Genomic DNA, 19706 nt, shown 5'->3' with positions numbered 1-19706 from the left:
TACGGTCGCCACGATCGGAAATTCTTGCCGGCATCGAGCGATCGCTGAGTGTCCGTCACTGATCGCATGAAGCGACGCTGACAGCCCCGTCTGCGTCAACCGATACCGTTCGACGGGCGTAAGTGAACGTGACTGACGCCGTCATGGACGGGTCGATCACCGCATCGAGGGCATCCGGCTCGACAGCGCCGTAGAGTGGCGGTGGCGACGCGGCCTCGGTCTCCTCGAGTTCCGCGACTCGCCGGGCGACCCTCGTCGACACTGAGACGTTGGTCGGAACGCTCTTCGTCATCGGTTATCGAATACGGATTCCACAGAGCGTCTGAAATAGCTTTCCGAACGTGGGCCGCCCTATCGCTTGTCCGTAGGCGCCGTCGGGAACTGGGCGAGGCTCCGCTCGATCTGCTTGATCTGCTCGTCCGACCGGTTCAGGTCCTGGTAGAGGTCGACGAGGTCGTCTGGATCGACGTAGAGGTACGGCCCGTACGAGGCCATCTTCGCAAGGGGATCTCTCCCCCGCGCCTCGACGGGCCGTTGTTCGGTCCACCCGTCGGACGTGTTCTCGACGAGCCAGCGGTCGAGCGCGCTCCGGAGTTCCGCGGCGACGTCGGGGCGTTCGCCGATCACGTTCTCGGTCTGGTGGGGATCCTCGCTCAGATCGTGGAGCAGTTCCAGCCCGTCGTTCGGGAGATCAGGGTCGTTGAATAACCCGGGATGGTGGAACACGCCGGGGTGGAGCAGCCGCACGTACAGCCAGTCGTCGCGGTACACGGCGCGGCCGAACGTGTAGATGCCGTGGCCGGAGACGACGAAGTCGCGGCCCTCGAACGCCTCGCCGCGGAGCGCGGGCGTGAACGCCTCGGCGTCCCATTTGGCGGGCTGGGGCACGTCCAGCAGTTCGCAGATCGTCGGCATCAGGTCGAACTGGTAGACGTGCTCGTCGACGGTCGATCCGGCGGCGTCATCCGTGACGCCGGGCCAGGAGACGATCAGCGGGACGCGCTGGCAGGCCGGGTGGGGAAGCGAGTGCTCCGCGTAGATGCCGTGCTCGCCCAACGCCTCGCCGTGATCGCCGGTGACGATCACCGCCGTCTCCTCCCGGATCCTCGCGTCTTCGAGCTCCGCGAGCAGTCGCTTAACCTCGTGGTCGACCTTGCGGATCGCGGCGTCGTACCCGTCCACGATCTGTACGGCGTCCTCGCGCCCCTTGATACGCTCGGGCATCGGGGACTCGCCGTACTTCTCCTCGTACCAGTCCGCGCCGTACTCTTCCGGATTGGGCCAGAGGTCCGCCGTGCGCGTGCCCGTCATCCCGCGTTGGTTCTCGATCGCCTCGTCGTCCGGCCACGGCGCCGGGTCACCCGACTCGCGAACCTCGTCTTTGTACTCGTCGACGCCGACATACGGGTGATGGACGTCCCAGTAGTTGACGTGGAGCAGCCAGTCGTCCTCCCGGGCGTGGGCGTCGAGCCAGGTGATTGCAGCGTCGGTGACGTCCGCGCCGTCCTCGACTGCCAGCAGGCCGGTCTCGGCGGTCGGCTGGATCGATTCCTGGAACGCGCCGCTGAAGTGGTAGGCCATATGTCGCTCGGCGAAGCTGCTCACCGACGTCGTTCGGACCCCCTCGTGGGCGAGCTGGTAGAAACTCATCGCTCGATCGGGGTCGACATCGTGGCCGCTACCGGGATTGTCGTACCATTGCCCCTCGCCGAAGTGCGTGACGACGCCGGTCTTGACGCCGAACCGGCACGTCGCGAGCGCGGTCCGACTCGGGAGGCACGGCGAGTCCGAGACGAAGCAGCGGTCGAACCGCACCCCCTCATCGGCGATCCCGTCGATCGTCGGCGATGTAGCGCGGTCGTAGCCGTACGCGCTCAGGTGATCCGGGCGGAGCGAGTCAATATCGATGAGCAGGATTCGCATGTGGCAGTCGAAATCACGATCGATAATAAAAGAAGCGGAAGGAAGCGCACCGGCGTGGATCGAGTCCCGCCAGTTCTACGTGGTCCAGCCGTCAGTTCGAAGGGATCGTCAGCTTCGTCAGCGCGTACGACGGGAGCTCGAGTTCGACCGTTCCGTTCTCGACGGACGTGGACGAGGGCTCGGGGACGATGCGCTTGGGATCGTCGCGGGTGTTCTCGTCGTACATCGTCTCTCCACTGAGCGTCTCGACGGCCGCCTCGCCGGCCGCGTCGAACGCGTCGACCTCCAGCGTCACCGAGATCGGCTCGTCGGCGCTGCGGCGGTTGGCCAGCACGACGACGAGCTCGCCGTCCTCGTGGACCGACGCGAACGCGTCGACGGCGGGGACGCCATCGAACGGGGCGATCTCGCGGAACGCGTTCTCCGTCGAGATGGTGTCGCACTCGAGTTCGACGCGGGCGGGCTCGCCGCCGGCCAGGCCGGCGGTCATCGACCGGCCGTAGTGACACGGGTTCGCCCAGACGCGCTCGCCATCCTTCCAGAGACCGCCGCCGTGGTTAACGGTCGCGGAGTGGGTCAGCAGTTCGACGAACTCGCCCATCCGGAGGAACTCGTGGCGGATCGTCGCATCGTACACCGCCTCGCTGATCGTCGCCGGCGTCGGCATCGTCTCCGGGGAAAGCGTACCGTCGTCGCTCTTGCCCTCACTCTCGCCGGCTTCCGAGCGGCCCAGTTCCTCGGCCTCGCCGGCGTCCTCGTCCTCCTGGAAGTGCGCGAACAGCTGGAGTTCGGTGACGTCCAGCTTGGGGTCCTCGATACCAGCCGCTTCCATCCGATCGCGGAGATCACGGAGCTGCTCACCCAGCTGGCCGGAGTAGCCCATGAACGCGTGGTACAGCTCGTCGGGATCCGTCGTGGAGTCGACGGTGCCGCCGGCGAGCAGATGCTCGGAGATCGCCCGGACGTCCTCGCCGCACTCCTCCAGGAGGACGTCGTTCCAGTCGGTGTCGGCGTTGGTCTCCTGGCCCGTCGCGGTCACCTCGATCGAGGGGTCGGCCTCGAGCATGGCCTCGCGGAAGCGCTCGTAGCGGTCGGCGTTGCCCGCGGGCGTCGTCCAGCGAACCTGCCACGGCCCGTAGAGTTCATTGCCGATCTCCCAATAGGTGATGTCATACGGTTCGGGATGGCCGTGCTCGGCGCGCAGGGCGCCCATCTCGGTTTTCTCGGGGTCGCCGTTGCAGTACTCGACCCACTTCGCGGCCTCCTCGGGCGTCCCGTCGCCCGCGTTCACGCAGATCGACGGCTCACAGCCGACGGCCGCGCAAAACTGGATGAACTCGTCGGTGCCGAATAGATTGTACTCCAGACCGTGCCACGCCGGGTTGATGCGGGTCGGACGCTCGTCGACGGGGCCGACGCCGTCGGTCCAGTCGTAGCCAGAGACGAAGTTACCGCCGGGCCAGCGCAGCAGCGGTAAATCCGACTCACGGAGCATCTCGACGATGTCGGGATCGGCATAGTTGACGTGATCGCCGGGGTATAGCAGGACGCGCTCGACGACGAGGTTGGCGGGATCGGCCGTTGTCAGCGCGACTTCGAAGATTCCGTCCTCGTCGATTTCCTCGTCAGAGAGGTCGATGCGGCCCTCGACTATCTGCCAGTCCTCGTCGACATCGATCGACGCCGCGGAGAGCGGGTCGCCGCCAGTAGGGGCGATCGAGAGCGAGGCGGTCGTCGGATCGGCGGCCCGCACCTTGCAGCGGAATTCGAACTCGCGTACGCGGTGGGCGGGGAGGTGCGTGCGCTGGTAGACGCCCTCACCGGCGCGTCCGATCTCGATTCGCTGGGCGCGGTTTCCCGAGGGGCCGGTGTCCGGGCTGAACCGCAACGCGTCGGCGTCGGTGGGCAGCCAGCCGAACGCGAGGCCATCGTGGTACGCTTCGAGGAGCGCGTCCGGATCTGTCGACTCGGGGTACGCGAGCGAGCGGACGTGTTCTCGGACGTACCGTTCGATCTTGTCGTGATTGTTTTCGCTGACGAACCCGCCGCTGGGGCGGCGTTCACCGGCGCGGAAGTTCCACTCGCCGAAGACCGGGTTGAAGAGGATCTGGGCCTCCATCCCGTGGTAGATGTTGAGGCCGAGGTGTTCGCAGAACTTCCCCCAGATGTATGGATTTACCTCGTTCTGTTCGCGCGCGTCGGTGTCGATCCGTACTGTCGCCACATCAGAGTCGGTCGACTCGGAGTGGGCGAGCAAATTACGCTCTTGCATGCGACATCTCCCCACTTCTCACGGGGGGACTATCAGCGTTTCTCTCGAACGGCCCGCGACACCGCGATCGCGCTCGGAAACACGTAAAAACGCGGTCCCGTATGAACGTCTGTGATATATTACGAAACCTTAAAATAGTGGTAGACTTACCCACGTATCATGGCAGACCATGCCAATCACGTATCCGACGGGAACAGCTGCATCTCCCGCCGAGACCTCCTGCAGGCGAGCGGGGCAGCCGGCGTCGTCGCGCTCGCCGGTTGTTTCGGAAGCGGCGGCGGAAACGCAGCCGGAACATTCGTGGCGCCGATCAACTCCTCTCCGGACGAAGTGCATTATAACCCCTACAACACAGGCCAGTACGTAGGCGGCCTCTCGAACCTGATCTGGGACTACCTGTTCCAGTACAACTACAAGACGGGCGAGTGGCACAACCGCATCGGCACCGACCTCCAGATCGACGGGACGACCGCGACCCTATCGCTGAGTTCCGACTACGCCTGGATGGACGGCGATCCGGTCACCGCCGAGGACGTTGTCACCCAACTCGAACTCGAACGACACATCGACTATCCGATCTGGAACTACATCGACGGCGCCGAGGCGGTCGACGACGCCACGATCGAGCTGTCGCTCCAAGAAGAGATAAACCCAGACATCTTCATCCAGATCCTGAACCGGGAGATCCACGTCAAGCGCGACGGCGAGTTCGCCGACTGGGTCGAACAGTTCGAGAACGCCAGCTCGGACCAAGAACGCGAGGAGATTTCGAACGAGTTCCTCCAGTTCCGGTACGCGGAAGACGACGACGATCCGATGGCGAACGGTCCGTACAAGGTCAAAGACGAGCAGGAGGGCCAGTGGATGCTCGAGCGGAACGAAAACTATCCGATCGAGACCAACATTACGACATACAAGAAGCTCTCGGTCGGCGGCGACCAGGACATCTGGCAGATGATGATCTCCGACCGTATCGACGGGCGCGTCACCCAGGCCGTCCAGGCCGACGTCGCGAAACAACTCCCGGACACGCTACACAAGATCGACATTCCCGCCTTCGGGGGGCTGGCGCCGATGTTCAACTTCCGCAACGAGGTGTTCGCGACCCGCGAGTTCCGCCAGGCGATGGCGTTTCTGATCGACCGCAACACGGTCGAACAGAACGTCAACCCGCGCCATCAAGCGTCCCAATACATCTCCGGGATGACCGACCAGATGGCCGAGAACTGGCTCGGGACCGACTTCCTAGAGAACACGCTGACGAGCTACGGGCCCGGGTCCAAACCCGACAGGGCGGCCGAGAAGATGCGCGAGGCCGGACTAGAGCGGTCCGACGGGCAGTGGTACGACACCAACGGCGAGCCGATCGCGATTGAGTGGATGAGTCCGCCGTGGCCCGGCCCGATCGGCGTCAGCGAGACGCTCAAGCAGTCCTTGCCTGACTTCGGCATCGAGTTCTCGTCGACGACGGTCGAGCCGGGACAGTTCTTTACCGCGCGCGGGAACGGCGACTTCCAACTCGGATTCAACGCGCTGCTGGGCGGCCCGCATCCGTACTTCTTCGCACAGGACGTGTTAGAGGCGCCGAAGACGTCCCACTCGGCCCACCCCACGGACGAGGTCGAACTGCCGCCGATCGGCCAGCCCGACGGGAGCCAGGAGACGGTCAACCTCAGCGAGATGATCCAGGCGCTGGCTGCCAACCAATCGGATGATCAGGTCACCGAAGCCGTTAAACAGTACGCGTGGTGGTTCAACCAGGATCTGCCGTACTTCAAGCTGACTGATGCTACCTTCCCGTCGTACCTCTCGAGCGATGGCTTCGACATCCCGGATCTCGACGACGACGTGATGTACGTTCACGGGCCGGCCCAACAGCTGTTCAAGGAGTCCAAAGAGGGCAGCAATCAAGCGCTGATCCAGACGACGGAGGAATAATCCGAGCGGAGCGCGGTTCGACCGCAGCGTCTTCTTTCGAGGATCAGTCGGCCCGGTCAAGTTTCTTTTCCTGTATCTGGTTGCACCTGTACACCAGCGCGCCGCCGCCGAGCAGCGTCGCGACGATGAGGCCGAGGCTTAGCAGCGCGACGTAGTACGTCGACGTCCCAGGCTCTACGTACAGGAACGACCAGAGCAAGAGCAAGAGCAATATGGCATCGATGATGAGCAATTCCACTCCGATCCACCGTATCTCACAGATCCGTTCGAGGATTCGTTCGGACATATCCCCAGACAGCGCACCCGGCGGGAAAAACGCATCTATCGCCGCTGAGGCGAGTACATCGCTCGTGCACGCGTGGGGCGGTCACCGTAGGGCTCGACGGTGCGACGACTCCCGCTGTCGGACGCCGATTTCGAGGAAAGTGACGTTGCGAACAGGTAAACCATCTGCCGGTCCATCCGACAGATATAAGTCATCACCGATTCACGAACAATTGTGACAGTATCTCTCATGAAGGAGGAGAGTGATGAATACAGATATTCGTGATCACATGGTAGGCAACGATGGAGGTGGACGATGACCGTTCGGAGTTGTAACCAGTCGACGTACCGACGGAGGCGCGAGCGATGAACTGGTACCTGAAACGGACGCTGCAGGCGCTGCTGACGATTTACGCTGTCGTCTCCTTCACGTTCGTGATGATCAGACAGCTCCCTGGCGGACCACAGGACTACATCCGGGCACGGCTCATCCAACAGAAAGGCGGGTCGTTAACCACCCAGGAGATGGAGCAGCTCAACGCACTCGTCGAATCGTACGTGAACATCCAGCCGGACAAGCCGCTCTGGCAGCAGTACATCGACTACGTGGTCGCCGTCTTCCAGGGCGACCTCGGACGATCGATCTGGCATCAGGAGGCGGTAGCGTCGGTCATCGCCGAACGCCTGCCCTGGACGATATTCCTGATGGCGATGGCGATCACGCTGACGTTCACGCTCGGCATCACGCTCGGTGCGCTGATGGCCTACGCCGAGGGGACCAAATTCGACGTCGCGTTCAGTTCGCTCTCAACGTTTCTGACGTCGGTCCCCTACTACGTGGTCGCCATCCTGCTCGTATACATCTTGGGCTACCAGATGCAGCTGTTCCCGATCGGCGGCCGGATGACGCCGGGGACGGTACCGGGGCTGAACTACGCATTCTTCGCCGGCGTACTGGTCCACGCGGCGCTCCCGATCGCGTCGATGGTCGTGACGGGAATCGGCGGCCGCGCGCTCGGGATGCGCGGGAACAGCGTCCGCGTGATGGGCGAAGACTACATCCGCGTCGCGCAGTTGCGCGGACTCCGATCGCGGCGCATCGCGCTCCACTACGTCGCCCGGAACGCGCTGTTGCCGCTATACACGAGCCTGATGATCTCCATCGGGTTCATGTTCGGTGGCGCGGTCATCTTGGAGAAAGTGTTCAATTATAGAGGGGCCGGCCTTCTGCTGTTCCAGTCGATCAAAACCCGGGACTACACGCTCATGATGGGCTGTTTCCTGGTGATCACTGTCGCCGTCGTGATCGGCATTTATATCGCCGATCTGACGTACGGCAAACTCGACCCGCGGCTCGAATCGGGTGAGCGACATGAGTCATTCTGACGAGCGATCGAATCCCTTCGAAACCGTCTCCGACGTCGAGATCTCCCGCAAGGAGTACTACCGCACGGTCCTAGACACGAACGTCCTCGCGCCGCTCCGGATCCTGTTGAATGACCCGCGCGGGCTGTTCGGCTTCTCGACGATCGTGTTCTTCATCCTCGTCGGGACCGTCGGCGTCTGGCTCACCAACCCGCCGGACGGCACCGGCGGCGTGCTCCTATCGCCGTTCCAGAACATGGAGTACCCGCTCGGGACCGATCGGTACGGCAACGACCTGATGCTGGGGCTGATCCACGCGACCCCGTTCATGTTGCTGATGATCGCGGGCGGCGCGCTGTACAACATCTCGGTGGCGACGATCGTCGGGACCTTCGCCGGCTACAAGGGCGGGCGAATCGACGAGATCCTGATGATGATCTGCGACGCGATCATCGCGGTCCCGGGACTGCCGCTGGTGATCGTCATCGCGGTCATCTTCGAGCCGACGAATCCCTTCGTGGTCGGGATCGTCATCACCCTACCGCGGTGGGCGGGGCTCGCACGGGCGCTCCGATCGGAGGTGCTCAGCGTCCGCCAGGAGTCCTACATCGAGGCCTCGCGCACGATGGGCATCCCGACCCGGACGATCCTCCGCCACGAGATCGTCCCGAACCTGATGCCCTACATCATGATCAACCTTGTCAACGCGGCGCGGGGCGTCATCTTCGCCTCCGTCGGCCTGTACTTCCTAGGGATCCTCTCGGTCAGCACGCAGAACTGGGGTGTCATGATGAACCTGGCCTACACCGCTGCCGGATCGCTGTACACCTGGCAATCGGCGCACTGGCTGATCTTGCCGATGATCTGCGTCGTCTGGCTGTCGTTCGGCCTCATCATGTTCGGACAGGCAGCCGACAAGGTGTTCAACCCGCGACTCAGGGCCCGCCACGCCGAGACCGTCGACGAGGAAGCACGATGACCGGGGCGCCGACAGCCGGCTGGCAGCAAACGCCGCCTCGGCACGAGGAACCGACACACAGAACGAAGTCGATGGACACTGCAACACATGAGTAAGAACGTACGGCTAGAATCGACTCGGACGTCCGACGACGTGATCTTCGAGTTGCGCGACGTCAGCGTTACCTTCGACATGGATCGAGGCACCTCTCGGGTCCTGGACAACGTGGAGTTCGACGTCGAGCGCGGCGAGATCCTCGGCGTCGTCGGCGAATCCGGCTCCGGAAAGTCGATGTTCGCGTCCGCGATGCTGGACGCCGTCGTCGACCCGGGCGTACTCAGCGGTGACGTCGTCTACCACCCCGAGAACGGTGAACCGATCGACGTGCTGGGACTGAGCGACGAGGAGCTGCGGCAGTTCCGCTGGGAGGAGGTGTCGATGGTGTTCCAGGGGGCGATGAACTCGTTCAACCCGACGAAGAAGATTCGCAACCACTTTGTCGAGACGCTCAAGGCCCACGGCTACGACGTCGAAGAGGGTATCGAGCACGCCCGCGATCTCATCGCCGACCTGTTCATGGAGCCCGACAACGTGATGGACTCGTATCCACACGAGCTCTCCGGCGGGATGAAACAGCGGGCGCTCATCGCGCTGAGCATGGTGTTAGACCCCGAGGTGCTCGTCATGGACGAGCCGACCGCCGCACTGGACCTGCTGATGCAGCGGTCGATCATCCGGCTGATGGAGAAGATTCAGCGCAAGTACGACATCACGATCGTCTTCATTACCCACGACCTCCCGCTGGTCGCCGAGCTGGCCGACCGGCTGGCGGTGATGTACGCCTTCGAGTTCGTCGAGTCCGGGCCGACCCAGGAGATCCTGACGAACCCGGCCCACCCCTACACTCGATCGCTGCTCAACGCAACGCCGAACATCAAGGCGCCCGTCGACGAGATGAAGCCGATCGAGGGGTCGGCGCCGGACCCGGTCAACGTGCCCGAGGGGTGCTCGTACCACCCACGGTGCCCGATGGCCGACGAGACGTGCGTCAGCGTCGATCCGGGGTACTACGGCATCGACGCCGACCACCGGGCGAAGTGCCACCACTGGGAGCAGTCGGCCGAGGCGGTCCCCCTCCAGGGAATCCGAGAGCGGATCGAGGACGCCGACGAGAGCACCTACGACGTGATCGCGGCCGACGAGGACAGCACGCCGGTCGTCACGTTAGACGATGTCGAGGTCCACTTCGAGGACGCCGACGGCGGCATCATCGCCGACCTGTTCGGCGACCCCGACATCGTCCGCGCGGTCGACGGCATCTCGCTGGACATCTACGAGAACGAGGTTGTCGCGCTCGTCGGCGAGTCCGGCTGCGGCAAGACGACGCTGGGCAAGACCGCGATCGGTCTCCAGCGGCCAACGGGCGGTTCAGTGAAGTATCGCGGGCAGGACGTCTGGGACGCCAAGGACCGAAGAGGGGATGTCGACGTCCCGCACGGCGAGATCCGGAAAGCCCTGCAGATCATCCACCAGGACCCCGGAAGCGCGCTGAACCCGAACCGGACGATCATGCACAGCCTGACGATGCCGCTCAAGCAGTGGAATCCGGACCTCGACATGGCGGACCGGCAGGCCCGCATCCTCGGGATGCTAGAGCGGGTCGGCATGTCCCCGCCGGAAGACTACGCACAGCGGTACCCCCACCAGCTCTCGGGCGGCGAGAAACAGCGGGTCGCGCTGATCCGCGCGCTCCTGATGGAGCCCGACCTCATTCTCGGCGACGAGGCCATCAGCGCGCTCGACGTCTCCCTGCGCGTCGAGATGATGGACCTCATGCTCGAGCTGCAGGAGATATTCGACACCGCGTTTCTCTTCATCTCCCACGACTTCTCGAACGCCCGCTACATCACCGAGAAGGCCGGCGGGCGGATCGGCGTGATGTACCTCGGGGAGATCGTCGAGATGGGGCCCGTCGACCAGATCGTCAACGACCCGAAACACCCCTACACGAAGAGCCTCGTCTGGGCGACGCCCGACCTGGAGACCGACAAGGGCGACGAGGAGATGCCGATCCGTGATATCGACATCCCGAACCCGAAGAATCCGCCGTCGGGCTGTCGGTTCCACACGCGCTGTCCCGAGGCCCGCGAGGTCTGTTCGCGCGAGACGCCCGAGCCGACGTCCTCGGACGGCGACGAAATCCACCAGGCGGCCTGCTTCCGCGAGTACGACAACCACGAGTACTGGTCGAGTCCTGCTATCACCGGCGACGATGGATCGACCGCCGGCGAGGCCGGTGCCGGAGCGCACGCGACCGGGCAGTCCGACGACTGACTGGTCCCCCGCGCCGCTGTAGCCAGTTTTATTACGTTCGGTGGAAAGTCCCTGCTGTGGCAGTGAAGTCAGAGTCGACGCTGGACGACGAGCAGCTATCGGAGGCGCTCGAGTCGGTAACCCACGGGGCCGTCGCGACGATCAGCGGGACGGTGCTCCAGAAGGTCATCATGTTCGGGACCAACCTCCTGCTCACCCATAGCCTCGGCGTCGGCGTGTACGGGGTGTACGCCCTGGCGCTCCGCATCTTCCAGATGGTAACCCAGTTCGCCCACCTGGGATCGAACCCGGCGCTGGTGCGGTACGTCCCGGCCTACGAGAACGACCGGGATCGCCAGCGGCGAATCCTCGGGCTGGCCTACTGCACCGCGCTGGCCGCGAGCCTGCTGTTCGCGGCGGGGCTGATCGTCGCCGCTCCGACGATCAACGGCTGGACGATCGGCCATCCGGCGTTCCCGCCGGTGCTGCGGATCTTCGCGATCCTGATCCCGCTCAACGTCTTCATCAACCTCGTTAGTGACCTGTTCCGGACGCTCGAGCTGATCGAGTACCAGGTGCTGGTGCTGCGGATCCTGCGACCAGGGGCGCGATTGCTCTCGGTCGCGGTCGCGTTTCGGGCCGGCTACTCCGTCCTCGGGACGGTCGCGGCCGTCGGCACCGCGACGTTCGGGGTCTTCCTAGTCGCGGTCTCGCTCTCGCTGGTCCGGATCGACCTCCGACCGTCGCTGCGCGGGGCCGGCGCCGAGGCGCGCGCGTTCTTCAACTACGCGCTGCCGAACTCGTTGGCCAGCCTCGGCGGCCTCCTCCGGAACCGCGTCGACGTCCTGTTGATCGGGTTCGTGCTGTCGTCGTCCGCGGCGGGGATCTACAACATCGCGCTGTTCCTGACGAGCTTCATCGCGCTACCGCTGCTGGCGTTCAACCAGCTGTTCCCCCCGATCGCGTCGCGGCTCTACGCGAACGGGGGCACGGAGGAGCTGCAGGCCGCCTACAGCGCCATCACCCGGTGGATCTTCAGCGGCGCCTTGCTCGTGGGCTCGATCGAACTCGTATTCCGCGCCGAACTGCTGGGACTGTTCGGCACCGACTACGTCCGGGGCGAACTCGTGTTGGTCCTGTTCGTGTTCGGCCAGCTGCTCAACGCCGCCGTCGGGTCGGCCGGCTGGCTGCTGTTGATGACTGACCACCAGTACCTCACTGCGCTCAACAGCTGGCTACTCGGCGTCCTCAACCTCGGGCTGAGCTACTACTTCATTCTCCAGTTCGGCCTCGTGGGCGCCGCGCTGGGGACTGCCGGCGCGCTGGGCGTGATCAATCTCTGTCGGGTCGTCGAGCTGTGGTACCTGGAGGGACTTCACCCCTACACCCGGCTGTTCGCGAAGCCGATCGCGGCCGGGCTGGGATCTGTCGGCGCCATGTACGCCGCGAGTCTGCTGATGTCCGGCGGCGCCGCCCTCGCTGTCGGCGTTCCGATCGGCGTCGCGGCGTACGCCGGGCAGCTCGTGCTCTACGGCGTCGAGCCCGACGACAAGCAGTTGTTCGGAGCGCTGTTCGCGGGCTACGCGGACGCGTTCAAGGTGAAGCTCTGACCGGCGGCCGGCGAGCCCCTGATCGGTGTCGGCTGATCGGGACGGAACCGCACGATTCATGTAGGACGACGGTCCTTTTCCCGAGAGATCGAATGTTCGACGCAGTCGCCACGATAGCGACGTTCGGAGCCGCCGGTGTCGCCAGCCTGTTTATGGCCTGGACGATCGGTGCGGGATCGAGCGGGTCAACGCCGTTCGCACCGGCGGTCGGCGCGAATGCCATCTCCGTGATGCGGGCCGCGTTCGTCGTTGGCCTGCTCGGCCTCGCCGGTGCGGTGTTACAGGGCGCGAACGTGACAGCGGCGGTCGGGACAGAACTCGTCCGCGGCGTCGCGTTCACGCCGCTCTCGGCAACGCTTGGGCTACTCGTCGCCGCGACGCTCGTCGCCGTCGGCGTATTCGCCGGCTACCCGATCGCAACCGCGTTCACTGTGACAGGTGCGATGGTCGGCGTGGGCCTTGCGACCGGTGGCACGCCCGCATGGGGGAAGTACATCCAAATTGGCCTGCTGTGGACGCTTACGCCGTTCGTCGGCGGGGCGACGGCGTACGCGACTGCCCGCCTGTTGCAGTCCGAAGCGGCCGCCGACGATCGAGTGCTGCCGGGGCTGGCCGTGGTCATCGGCGCCATCGTCGCCAACGTCGGCTTCGTAGTCTTCGGGCCACCCGGAGGGACCGCGTCGCTCGCGACGGCCGCCGGGCGGGCGCTCTCGCTCCCCGAGACGCCCGCGAACGTGGCTGCAACCGCGTCGCTTGCGGGGGCATTCGCCCTCCTCGTGTGGCGCGCGGCCGCTCGTGATCCGGTCGCGTGCAAGTACCGCATGCTGCTCGGGCTCGGCGGCCTCGTCGCGTTCTCCGCCGGCGGAAGCCAAGTCGGCCTTGCGCTCGGGCCGATCGTCCCGCTGCTCGACGCCGTCGACGTGTCCGTCTCGGCCGCGCTCGTCGGCGGCGGGGTGGGCCTGCTGGTCGGCTCCTGGACCGGCGCGCCGCGCATGATCAAGGCGCTCTCGCGGGACTACTCCTCGCTGTCCGCCGAGCGGTCGATCGCGGCGCTGTTTCCGGCGTTCATCATCGCGCAGACGGCCGTGTTCTTCGGCATCCCGGTATCGTTCAACGAGATCATCGTCAGCACTATCGTCGGCGCCGGGTACGCCGGCCGGTCGGGCGGGACGAGCGCGTCCAAGATGGGCCGGACGGTCGTCGCCTGGGCCCTGTCGCTCGCCCTCGCGCTGTTGTGCGGCTACGGACTCGCGTCGCTCGCCTCGGCGATCGCGTGAGGTGGGCCGCGCCCCGCGGATGTCGATCTGGTGCCCGCGCGGTTCAAGGCGATCCCGTACTATGCACGGACCCGCCGAGAGCCCGGCGAAATGCGGGTGTGGATCCGGTCGCAGCACGCCGGCGGAGAGCGCGAATAGCCGACCCCAGCCGTCGGCGTCAGAAGGGTGCTTCCCGCTCGGGCAGCGGGTCGATCGTCCAGGCCATATGGTCGGTGAGCCGCGAGAGCAACTCGGCCTTGCGGTCGGCGTACTCGGGATCGTCCCACAGGTTGTCCGTCTCCGAGGGATCCGCTTCGAGATCGTAGAGCTCCCCGGTGTCCTCGCCGTGTACCTTGGTGAGCTTGTACCGGTCGGTTCGAACCATCGTCACGTACTGGCGCGTCTCGTCCCAGATCGCGCCCGGCGAGTTGTAGCACTCGGCGTAAACGGCGTCGCGGTGCTCGTCGACGTCCGATTCGCCTGCGAGCAGGGGCCAGAGCGACCGGCCCTGCATCCCCGGCTCACGATCGACGCCAGCGGCGTCCAGCAGCGTCGGCGCGAGGTCGACGAGTTCGACCAGCGCGTCGCTGACGACGCCCTCGCGGATCTCGCCGGGCCACGAGACGATCAGGGGCACGCGGACGGACTGCTCGTAGAAGAACGGCCCCTTGAGGTAGGCGCCGTTGTCGCCGAGCAGCTCGCCGTGGTCGGACATGAAGATCACGAGCGTGTTCTCGCGCTGACCGGATCGCTCCAGGGCGTCGAGCAGGCGTCCGACCTGGTCGTCGATCAGGTCGACCATCGCCCAGTAGGCTGCCCGGAGCAACCGGTGGTCCGTCTCGTCCATCTCGGCGAACGGGAACAGGTTCGGGTTGCGGTACGCGCCCTCGTGGTAGTCCCGATGGAAGTCGGGCTTGTCGTCGAGTTCCCCTTCCTCGTACTCGGGGAGCGGGATTTCCTCCAAGATCTCCTCGTAGCGTTCGAGGTACTCCTCGGGCGCGACGAAGGGGTGGTGCGGATCGAAGAAGTTCACCGAGTAGAGCCACGGCTGCTCGAAGTCCGCGGCCTCCTCGACGAAGTTGATCGCCTTCTGGGCGCACCAGGCGGTCTGCGTGTTCTCGGGGGCGACGCCCATCTCGACGTACTCCGAGTCCGGATGAGGCGTCGGGTCGTATTCCTCGCCGCGCTCCCGGAGCCACTGGCGGTACTCGTTGGTCGGCCACGTCCGGTTGGGATCGTGGGACCAGCGGAACTCGGAGTAGCCGTCGTCGATCCGCGTCTCCATCATGGGCCGGCACTCCGCGCGGGGGTTACACGGGCTGATGTGGAGCTTGCCGGCGAGGCCGCAGGTGTACCCGTCGTCGGCCAGCGATTTCGTGACGAGCGTCTCGGTCTCGGGGATCTGCTGGCCGTTCTGCCGAACGCCGGTCGTCCGCGGGTAGCGGCCGGTGAGGAAGCTCGCCCGACTCGGCGCGCAGACGGGGTTCTGACAGACCGCCTGGTCGAACCGGACGCCGCGATCGGCCAGGCGGTCGATGTTCGGCGTATCGACGTACTCGTTGCCGTAACAGCCCAGCGAGTCGAAGCGCTGCTGGTCGGTGCAGATCCAGAGGACGTTCGGTCGAGTCATGGCGAAACGTGTCTCACTCCGTTTCCGTGACTGATGGAGTCGGACTTAAGTGTGCCGCAAGGCGGCGCATCTCCCGGCGTCCGGCTGGCGAGGGACGTCCGATAGTTACACGGCCCCGCGGACCCCGACAAACTGAACGACCTCGCGGACGAGTGCCCCGAGAACGTCACGCCGATCACCTCGATGGTCAGGATCGAGGGCGGCGCTGCCGCGTTCACCGCCCCGCCGTACTCGCTGACCCGGATCACTGGCCCGATCGAGTCGGCGTAGGTCGACTGCTGCGATCCGGATCTCCGTTTCCGAACCGCAGCTTCGTTCGCAGGAAGATTTATTATATTTATCCATGAATTACATTCCGGACGGCGTGAGAGTACAGCGTACAACCGTCTATCGGCGACTCCAACGGCCGGTCGTGCAATCAGGCCCACGCAGGGCGGGGGCACATCGTCCGTGGAGGGCGCCGACTGCGAGAGATCCACCATGAGCGACAACTCGACAGACGACGCGAGAGACGAACCGAACCAGAACAACCGAACAGACGACGCGACAGTCGGCAGGCTAGAGCGGCGCGGCTTCCTGAAGGGGCTGGCCGCGACCGGAGCCCTCGGCGGCGTCGGGATCAAGCCAAGCGCGGCGGCCAAGCCCGTGGAGTCCGGCTGGGAACCGAAACCCGTCCCCTTCGGGATGGAGACGCCCTGGACGAGCGATGTGGGCCCGGAGAACGCCCGGCCGGAGTATCCGCGGCCGCAGATGGTGCGCGAGGAGTGGCGGAACTTAAACGGCGTCTGGCAGTTCGCCGGCGCCGCCGAGGGCGAGTCGCCGCCGATCGGGGAGGCGCTCGGCGAGCGGATCCTCGTGCCGTATCCCGTCGAGTCGCCGTTATCGGGGATCGCCCGCCACGAGACGTGGATGTGGTACCGACGGCGGTTCGAGGTCCCCGACGAGTGGATCGTGCCGGAGGCGGATCCCGAGGACGGCGAGAACAACCCGAACGCTCAGCGGCTCCTGGTGCACTTCGAGCGAGTGGACTGGGAGGCGACCGTCTACGTCAACGGCGAGGAGGTCGCCCGACACAAGGGCGGGTACGATCATTTCGTGGCGGACGTGACGGACGCGCTCGTCGAGGGCGGCCCGCAGGAACTAGTCGTCGGCGTCTACGACCCGACCGGAAACAACACCGAACCGATCGGCACGCAGCCGAAGGGGCGCCAGGGCGTCGGCACCGGCTACGGCGGCGAAGGAACGCTCTGGATGACGCCGACCTCGGGCATCTGGGATACGGTGTGGATGGAACCGGTCGCCGAAGCGCACGTCGAGAATCTCGAGTTGACGCCGGATCTCGACGAGGAGGTGCTCCGGCTCACCGCCGAAGCGCCCACCGACGACGCGACGGTGGTCGCGACGGCCTACGACGAGGACGGCGAAAAAGTGGGTCGCGTTATCGGATCCGCGAACGAGGAACTGGAACTCCCGGTCCCGGACCCGCGCCTCTGGAGCCCGGACGACCCGTTCCTTTACGATCTGGACGTGAAGCTCCGCCGCAAGGACGGCGCCGGCCGGGCCACCGAAGCGGGCGGCGGGAAGCTCCTGGACCGCGTCGAGAGCTACTTCGGCATGCGTTCGCTGGGAATGCAGGAAGTCGGCGGGACGGCGCGGCCGACGCTCAACGGCGAGATGGTCTACCAGATCGGATCGCTGGAGAGCGGCACGTGGCCCGACGGCCTTCAGACCGCGCCGACCGACGAGGCCCAGCGGTACAATCTCGAACTCCAGAAGGAACTCGGGTACAATACGGTGCGCAAGCACGCCACCGTGGAGACGCGGCGGTGGTTTTACCACGCCGATCGGCTGGGACTGCTCGTCTGGCAGGATATCCCCAACATGCACGAATCCCTGCCCAACATGGACGACTTGGAACTTATACGGAACGGCGACACTCGCGCCCACTTCAAGAGGGAAGTCCGGGCGATCGTTTCCGAGCACGACACGCACCCGTCGATGGCCGTCTGGACGCCGTTCAACGAGGGCTGGGGGATCTACAACGACAACCTCGACTTCGTCAGGGAGGTCACCGAGATGATCGCGGAACTCGATCCCGAGCGACTCGTCGACGCCAACAGCGGCTACGACGTCGGGTCCAACAGCGACTCGGGTGCCGGCCACATCAAAGATGTCCACCAGTACCCCGGTCCGAAAGCCCCGGAGCCGGAACCGGATCGCATCTCCGCGCTCGGCGAGTTCACGACGCCGTCAGTCGCCGTCGAGGGCCACGTCTGGGGCGAGCCGAACACCGACGTCCCGCCCGAGCAATTCGTCGACGAGTACGTCGAGGGCGTCGACAAGCTCCGGACCCTCATGGTCGGCCAGCAATTGAGCGCGTCGGTGTACACGGCAACGACGGACCTCGAGAACGTCACGAACGGACATGTCACCTACGACCGTGAGGTCTTCAAACCGACGCTAGCGGAGAACGGCCTCGAGCGAATCCGCGAGGCGCACGAAACAATCATCGAGGAGTCGAAACTCGTGATGGGGAACGCGGTTATCGACGTCGAGGTGCCCAGCTCGTACGACTCGGGCGGCGTCCTTGGTTCGCCGAACCCGTTCGAAATCGCCGCCACGTTCGCCAACCCGGAGAGTGGGGAAGCGGTGGGCGCTACCGTGGAAAACGTCGCTATGTCCGTCTCGGGACTGCCGGACAACTGGTCGATCGCGCCCGACGGAGAGACTGAGATCGACGCGGTCGACGAGGGGGAGTCGGTGACCGTCGCCTGGGAGATCACCCCCGATGAGGCCGCCGGCAACGTCACGCTCGAAGTGGCGGTCGACTACACGATCGGCAGCGAACGCCTCTCCCACGTCGACGAGCGCGAACTGACCCCGTCCCTGCTCGCCTACTGGCAGTTCGAGGACAGTCCCGCGGATAGCTCGAACTTGGACAATCCGGTTTCGCTGCAAAACGGCGCCGGCTTCGACGATCAGATCGCGGTCGAAGGCGAGTACTCACTGACCCTCGACGGCGAGGACGACTACGCGCTGATCTCCGACTTCAACGAGGGAATCCTGCACGACGCCTTCACGGAGCGGACGGTGTCGACGTGGATCAGGCCGGACTCGACGAGCGGCCTTCAGTGCATCTACAACGAGGGCGGCCACTTCAATGGGTTCGCGATCCGTCTCAACGACGGCACCCTGGAAGCGTGTGCGGCGAACAGCGGCACCACCGTGACTGTCGGGGGGTCGTTTGAGCGGACGGAGTGGACCCACGTCGCCGCCGTCTTCGACGAGGGGATGCTCCGACTCTACGTCAACGGCGAGGAGGTCGCTGCGAACGAAGACGTCGGCTTCGAGACCGTTCCGGATCACGTCGCTGGAAGCGCCGTCGGAGGCTCCGTGACGACGACTCCGTGGAACGACGGGCAGGAGAACTTCTTCGGCGGGCACGTCGACGCGACGGCAGTCTACTCCGCCGCGCTCTCCGAGGACCGGCTAACGGAGCTGTTCGAGAGCGTATGACCGACTGATCGGCGCGGGCGGACAGGCGCGGTCCCGCCGGGGCGGTGAACGAACGGACAACCCGTCCCGTCGATTCGAGGTGACAGTTGCGCGAACTTGCACCGCTCGGACGAACGAACTGCTGCCGGCCGTCGGACCAGCCGCCGCCGCTTTTGGCGCGTAGAAATGGTAGTTTCGGGAGACTTCGTCGTTGGTCGTTTAAACGCGACGGACCATTGTGTCCGGACCTTCGAGTTCTTCACCGGGCAAGAGGACGACTGCAGCACGGAACCGTTTCTTTCTGGGATACGGTTTTCCTCGAACGTTCTGGAATTCGACATATATTTACAGGTGTATGCATGTAAATTCTATAATCGTTCATAATATTTCGAAGTGTATTTCGCCAGTCGAGTCCGGAAAATCGGTTTGCGTTCCTTGTCGGTGAACGAATTCGCCCTCGCAACTGCCTCAGTACCGCTGCCGATGAGAGCAGAAAGTACGAATGGTTCGTGACCGCGACTGGTTCTTCGATCCGCACCGGTTTCGATCGATACACGTTTCCTACTGTGAAATTCATCGATCGACACTACGCGCGTAGTGCCGATCCCTGTCGGCGATCTGACCCACGGACGAAATAGATCGACTCATCACCGCGATCACAGGAAATGATATTTGTAAGAAG

General features: G+C 64.9%; 13 protein-coding genes. 8 read left to right on the top strand and 5 right to left on the bottom strand.

The window, feature by feature from the left end; genetic code table 11:
- Positions 1–55: 55 nt before the first annotated feature.
- The 3 genes from MUH00_RS23260 to MUH00_RS19720 form a co-directional block, all read right to left on the bottom strand.
- Positions 56–292, bottom strand: a complete 237-nt coding sequence (locus MUH00_RS23260; RefSeq protein WP_425603069.1) for a HalOD1 output domain-containing protein — start codon at positions 290–292, stop codon at positions 56–58.
- A 59-nt stretch (positions 293–351) separates the two neighbouring features.
- On the bottom strand, positions 352–1923 hold the full coding sequence (locus MUH00_RS19725) for a sulfatase family protein (protein ID WP_247004512.1): 1572 nt from the start codon (positions 1921–1923) through the stop codon (positions 352–354).
- 91 nt (positions 1924–2014) lie between these two features.
- On the bottom strand, positions 2015–4195 hold the full coding sequence (locus MUH00_RS19720) for an alpha-L-arabinofuranosidase C-terminal domain-containing protein (RefSeq protein WP_247004510.1): 2181 nt from the start codon (positions 4193–4195) through the stop codon (positions 2015–2017).
- A gap of 159 nt (positions 4196–4354) precedes the next feature.
- Between MUH00_RS19720 and MUH00_RS19715 the strand changes: the two genes are divergently transcribed.
- The gene (locus MUH00_RS19715) at positions 4355–6133 is read left to right on the top strand and encodes an ABC transporter substrate-binding protein (RefSeq protein WP_247004508.1); all 1779 of its coding nucleotides are present in this window, start codon (positions 4355–4357) and stop codon (positions 6131–6133) included.
- A gap of 43 nt (positions 6134–6176) precedes the next feature.
- Here MUH00_RS19715 and MUH00_RS19710 read toward each other — a convergent pair whose 3' ends face one another.
- On the bottom strand, positions 6177–6419 hold the full coding sequence (locus tag MUH00_RS19710; RefSeq protein ID WP_247004506.1) for a hypothetical protein: 243 nt from the start codon (positions 6417–6419) through the stop codon (positions 6177–6179).
- Between the two features lie 344 nt (positions 6420–6763).
- Here MUH00_RS19710 and MUH00_RS19705 point away from each other — a divergent pair, with 344 nt between their 5' ends.
- From MUH00_RS19705 to MUH00_RS23255, 6 genes are all read left to right on the top strand, one after another.
- Positions 6764–7783 carry an ABC transporter permease gene (locus MUH00_RS19705; RefSeq protein ID WP_247004504.1) on the top strand — a complete coding sequence of 340 codons (1020 nt, stop codon included), beginning with the start codon at positions 6764–6766 and terminating at the stop codon, positions 7781–7783.
- Positions 7770–8741, top strand: a complete 972-nt coding sequence (locus tag MUH00_RS19700) for an ABC transporter permease (protein WP_247004503.1) — start codon at positions 7770–7772, stop codon at positions 8739–8741. Before MUH00_RS19705 ends, MUH00_RS19700 begins: the two co-directional genes overlap by 14 nt.
- Before the next feature lie 87 nt (positions 8742–8828).
- Positions 8829–11054 carry an ABC transporter ATP-binding protein gene (locus tag MUH00_RS19695; RefSeq protein WP_247004501.1) on the top strand — a complete coding sequence of 742 codons (2226 nt, stop codon included), beginning with the start codon at positions 8829–8831 and terminating at the stop codon, positions 11052–11054.
- A gap of 56 nt (positions 11055–11110) precedes the next feature.
- Positions 11111–12643 (top strand): oligosaccharide flippase family protein, encoded by a 1533-nt coding sequence (locus tag MUH00_RS19690; protein WP_247004499.1) that lies wholly within the window; start codon positions 11111–11113, stop codon positions 12641–12643.
- A 92-nt stretch (positions 12644–12735) separates the two neighbouring features.
- Positions 12736–13920, top strand: coding sequence for an inorganic phosphate transporter (locus MUH00_RS19685; protein ID WP_247004498.1), 1185 nt, complete (start codon positions 12736–12738; stop codon positions 13918–13920).
- A 30-nt stretch (positions 13921–13950) separates the two neighbouring features.
- Positions 13951–14058, top strand: a complete 108-nt coding sequence (locus tag MUH00_RS23255) for a hypothetical protein (protein ID WP_425603068.1) — start codon at positions 13951–13953, stop codon at positions 14056–14058.
- 19 nt (positions 14059–14077) lie between these two features.
- Here the strand turns inward: MUH00_RS23255 and MUH00_RS19680 are convergent, their stop codons facing one another.
- Positions 14078–15529, bottom strand: a complete 1452-nt coding sequence (locus tag MUH00_RS19680) for a sulfatase family protein (RefSeq protein WP_247004496.1) — start codon at positions 15527–15529, stop codon at positions 14078–14080.
- Positions 15530–16009: 480 nt separating this feature from the next.
- On the opposite strand from MUH00_RS19680, the gene MUH00_RS19675 reads away from it, so the two are divergent.
- Positions 16010–19045: a LamG-like jellyroll fold domain-containing protein gene (locus MUH00_RS19675; protein ID WP_247004494.1), complete on the top strand. Its 3036-nt coding sequence runs from the start codon at positions 16010–16012 to the stop codon at positions 19043–19045.
- The last annotated feature ends 661 nt before the right edge of the window (positions 19046–19706 follow it).

Origin of the sequence: Halosolutus gelatinilyticus (assembly GCF_023028105.1) — an archaeon.
Classification (GTDB): domain Archaea; phylum Halobacteriota; class Halobacteria; order Halobacteriales; family Natrialbaceae; genus Halosolutus; species Halosolutus gelatinilyticus.
This window is presented reverse-complemented; position numbering and strand designations above follow the sequence as displayed.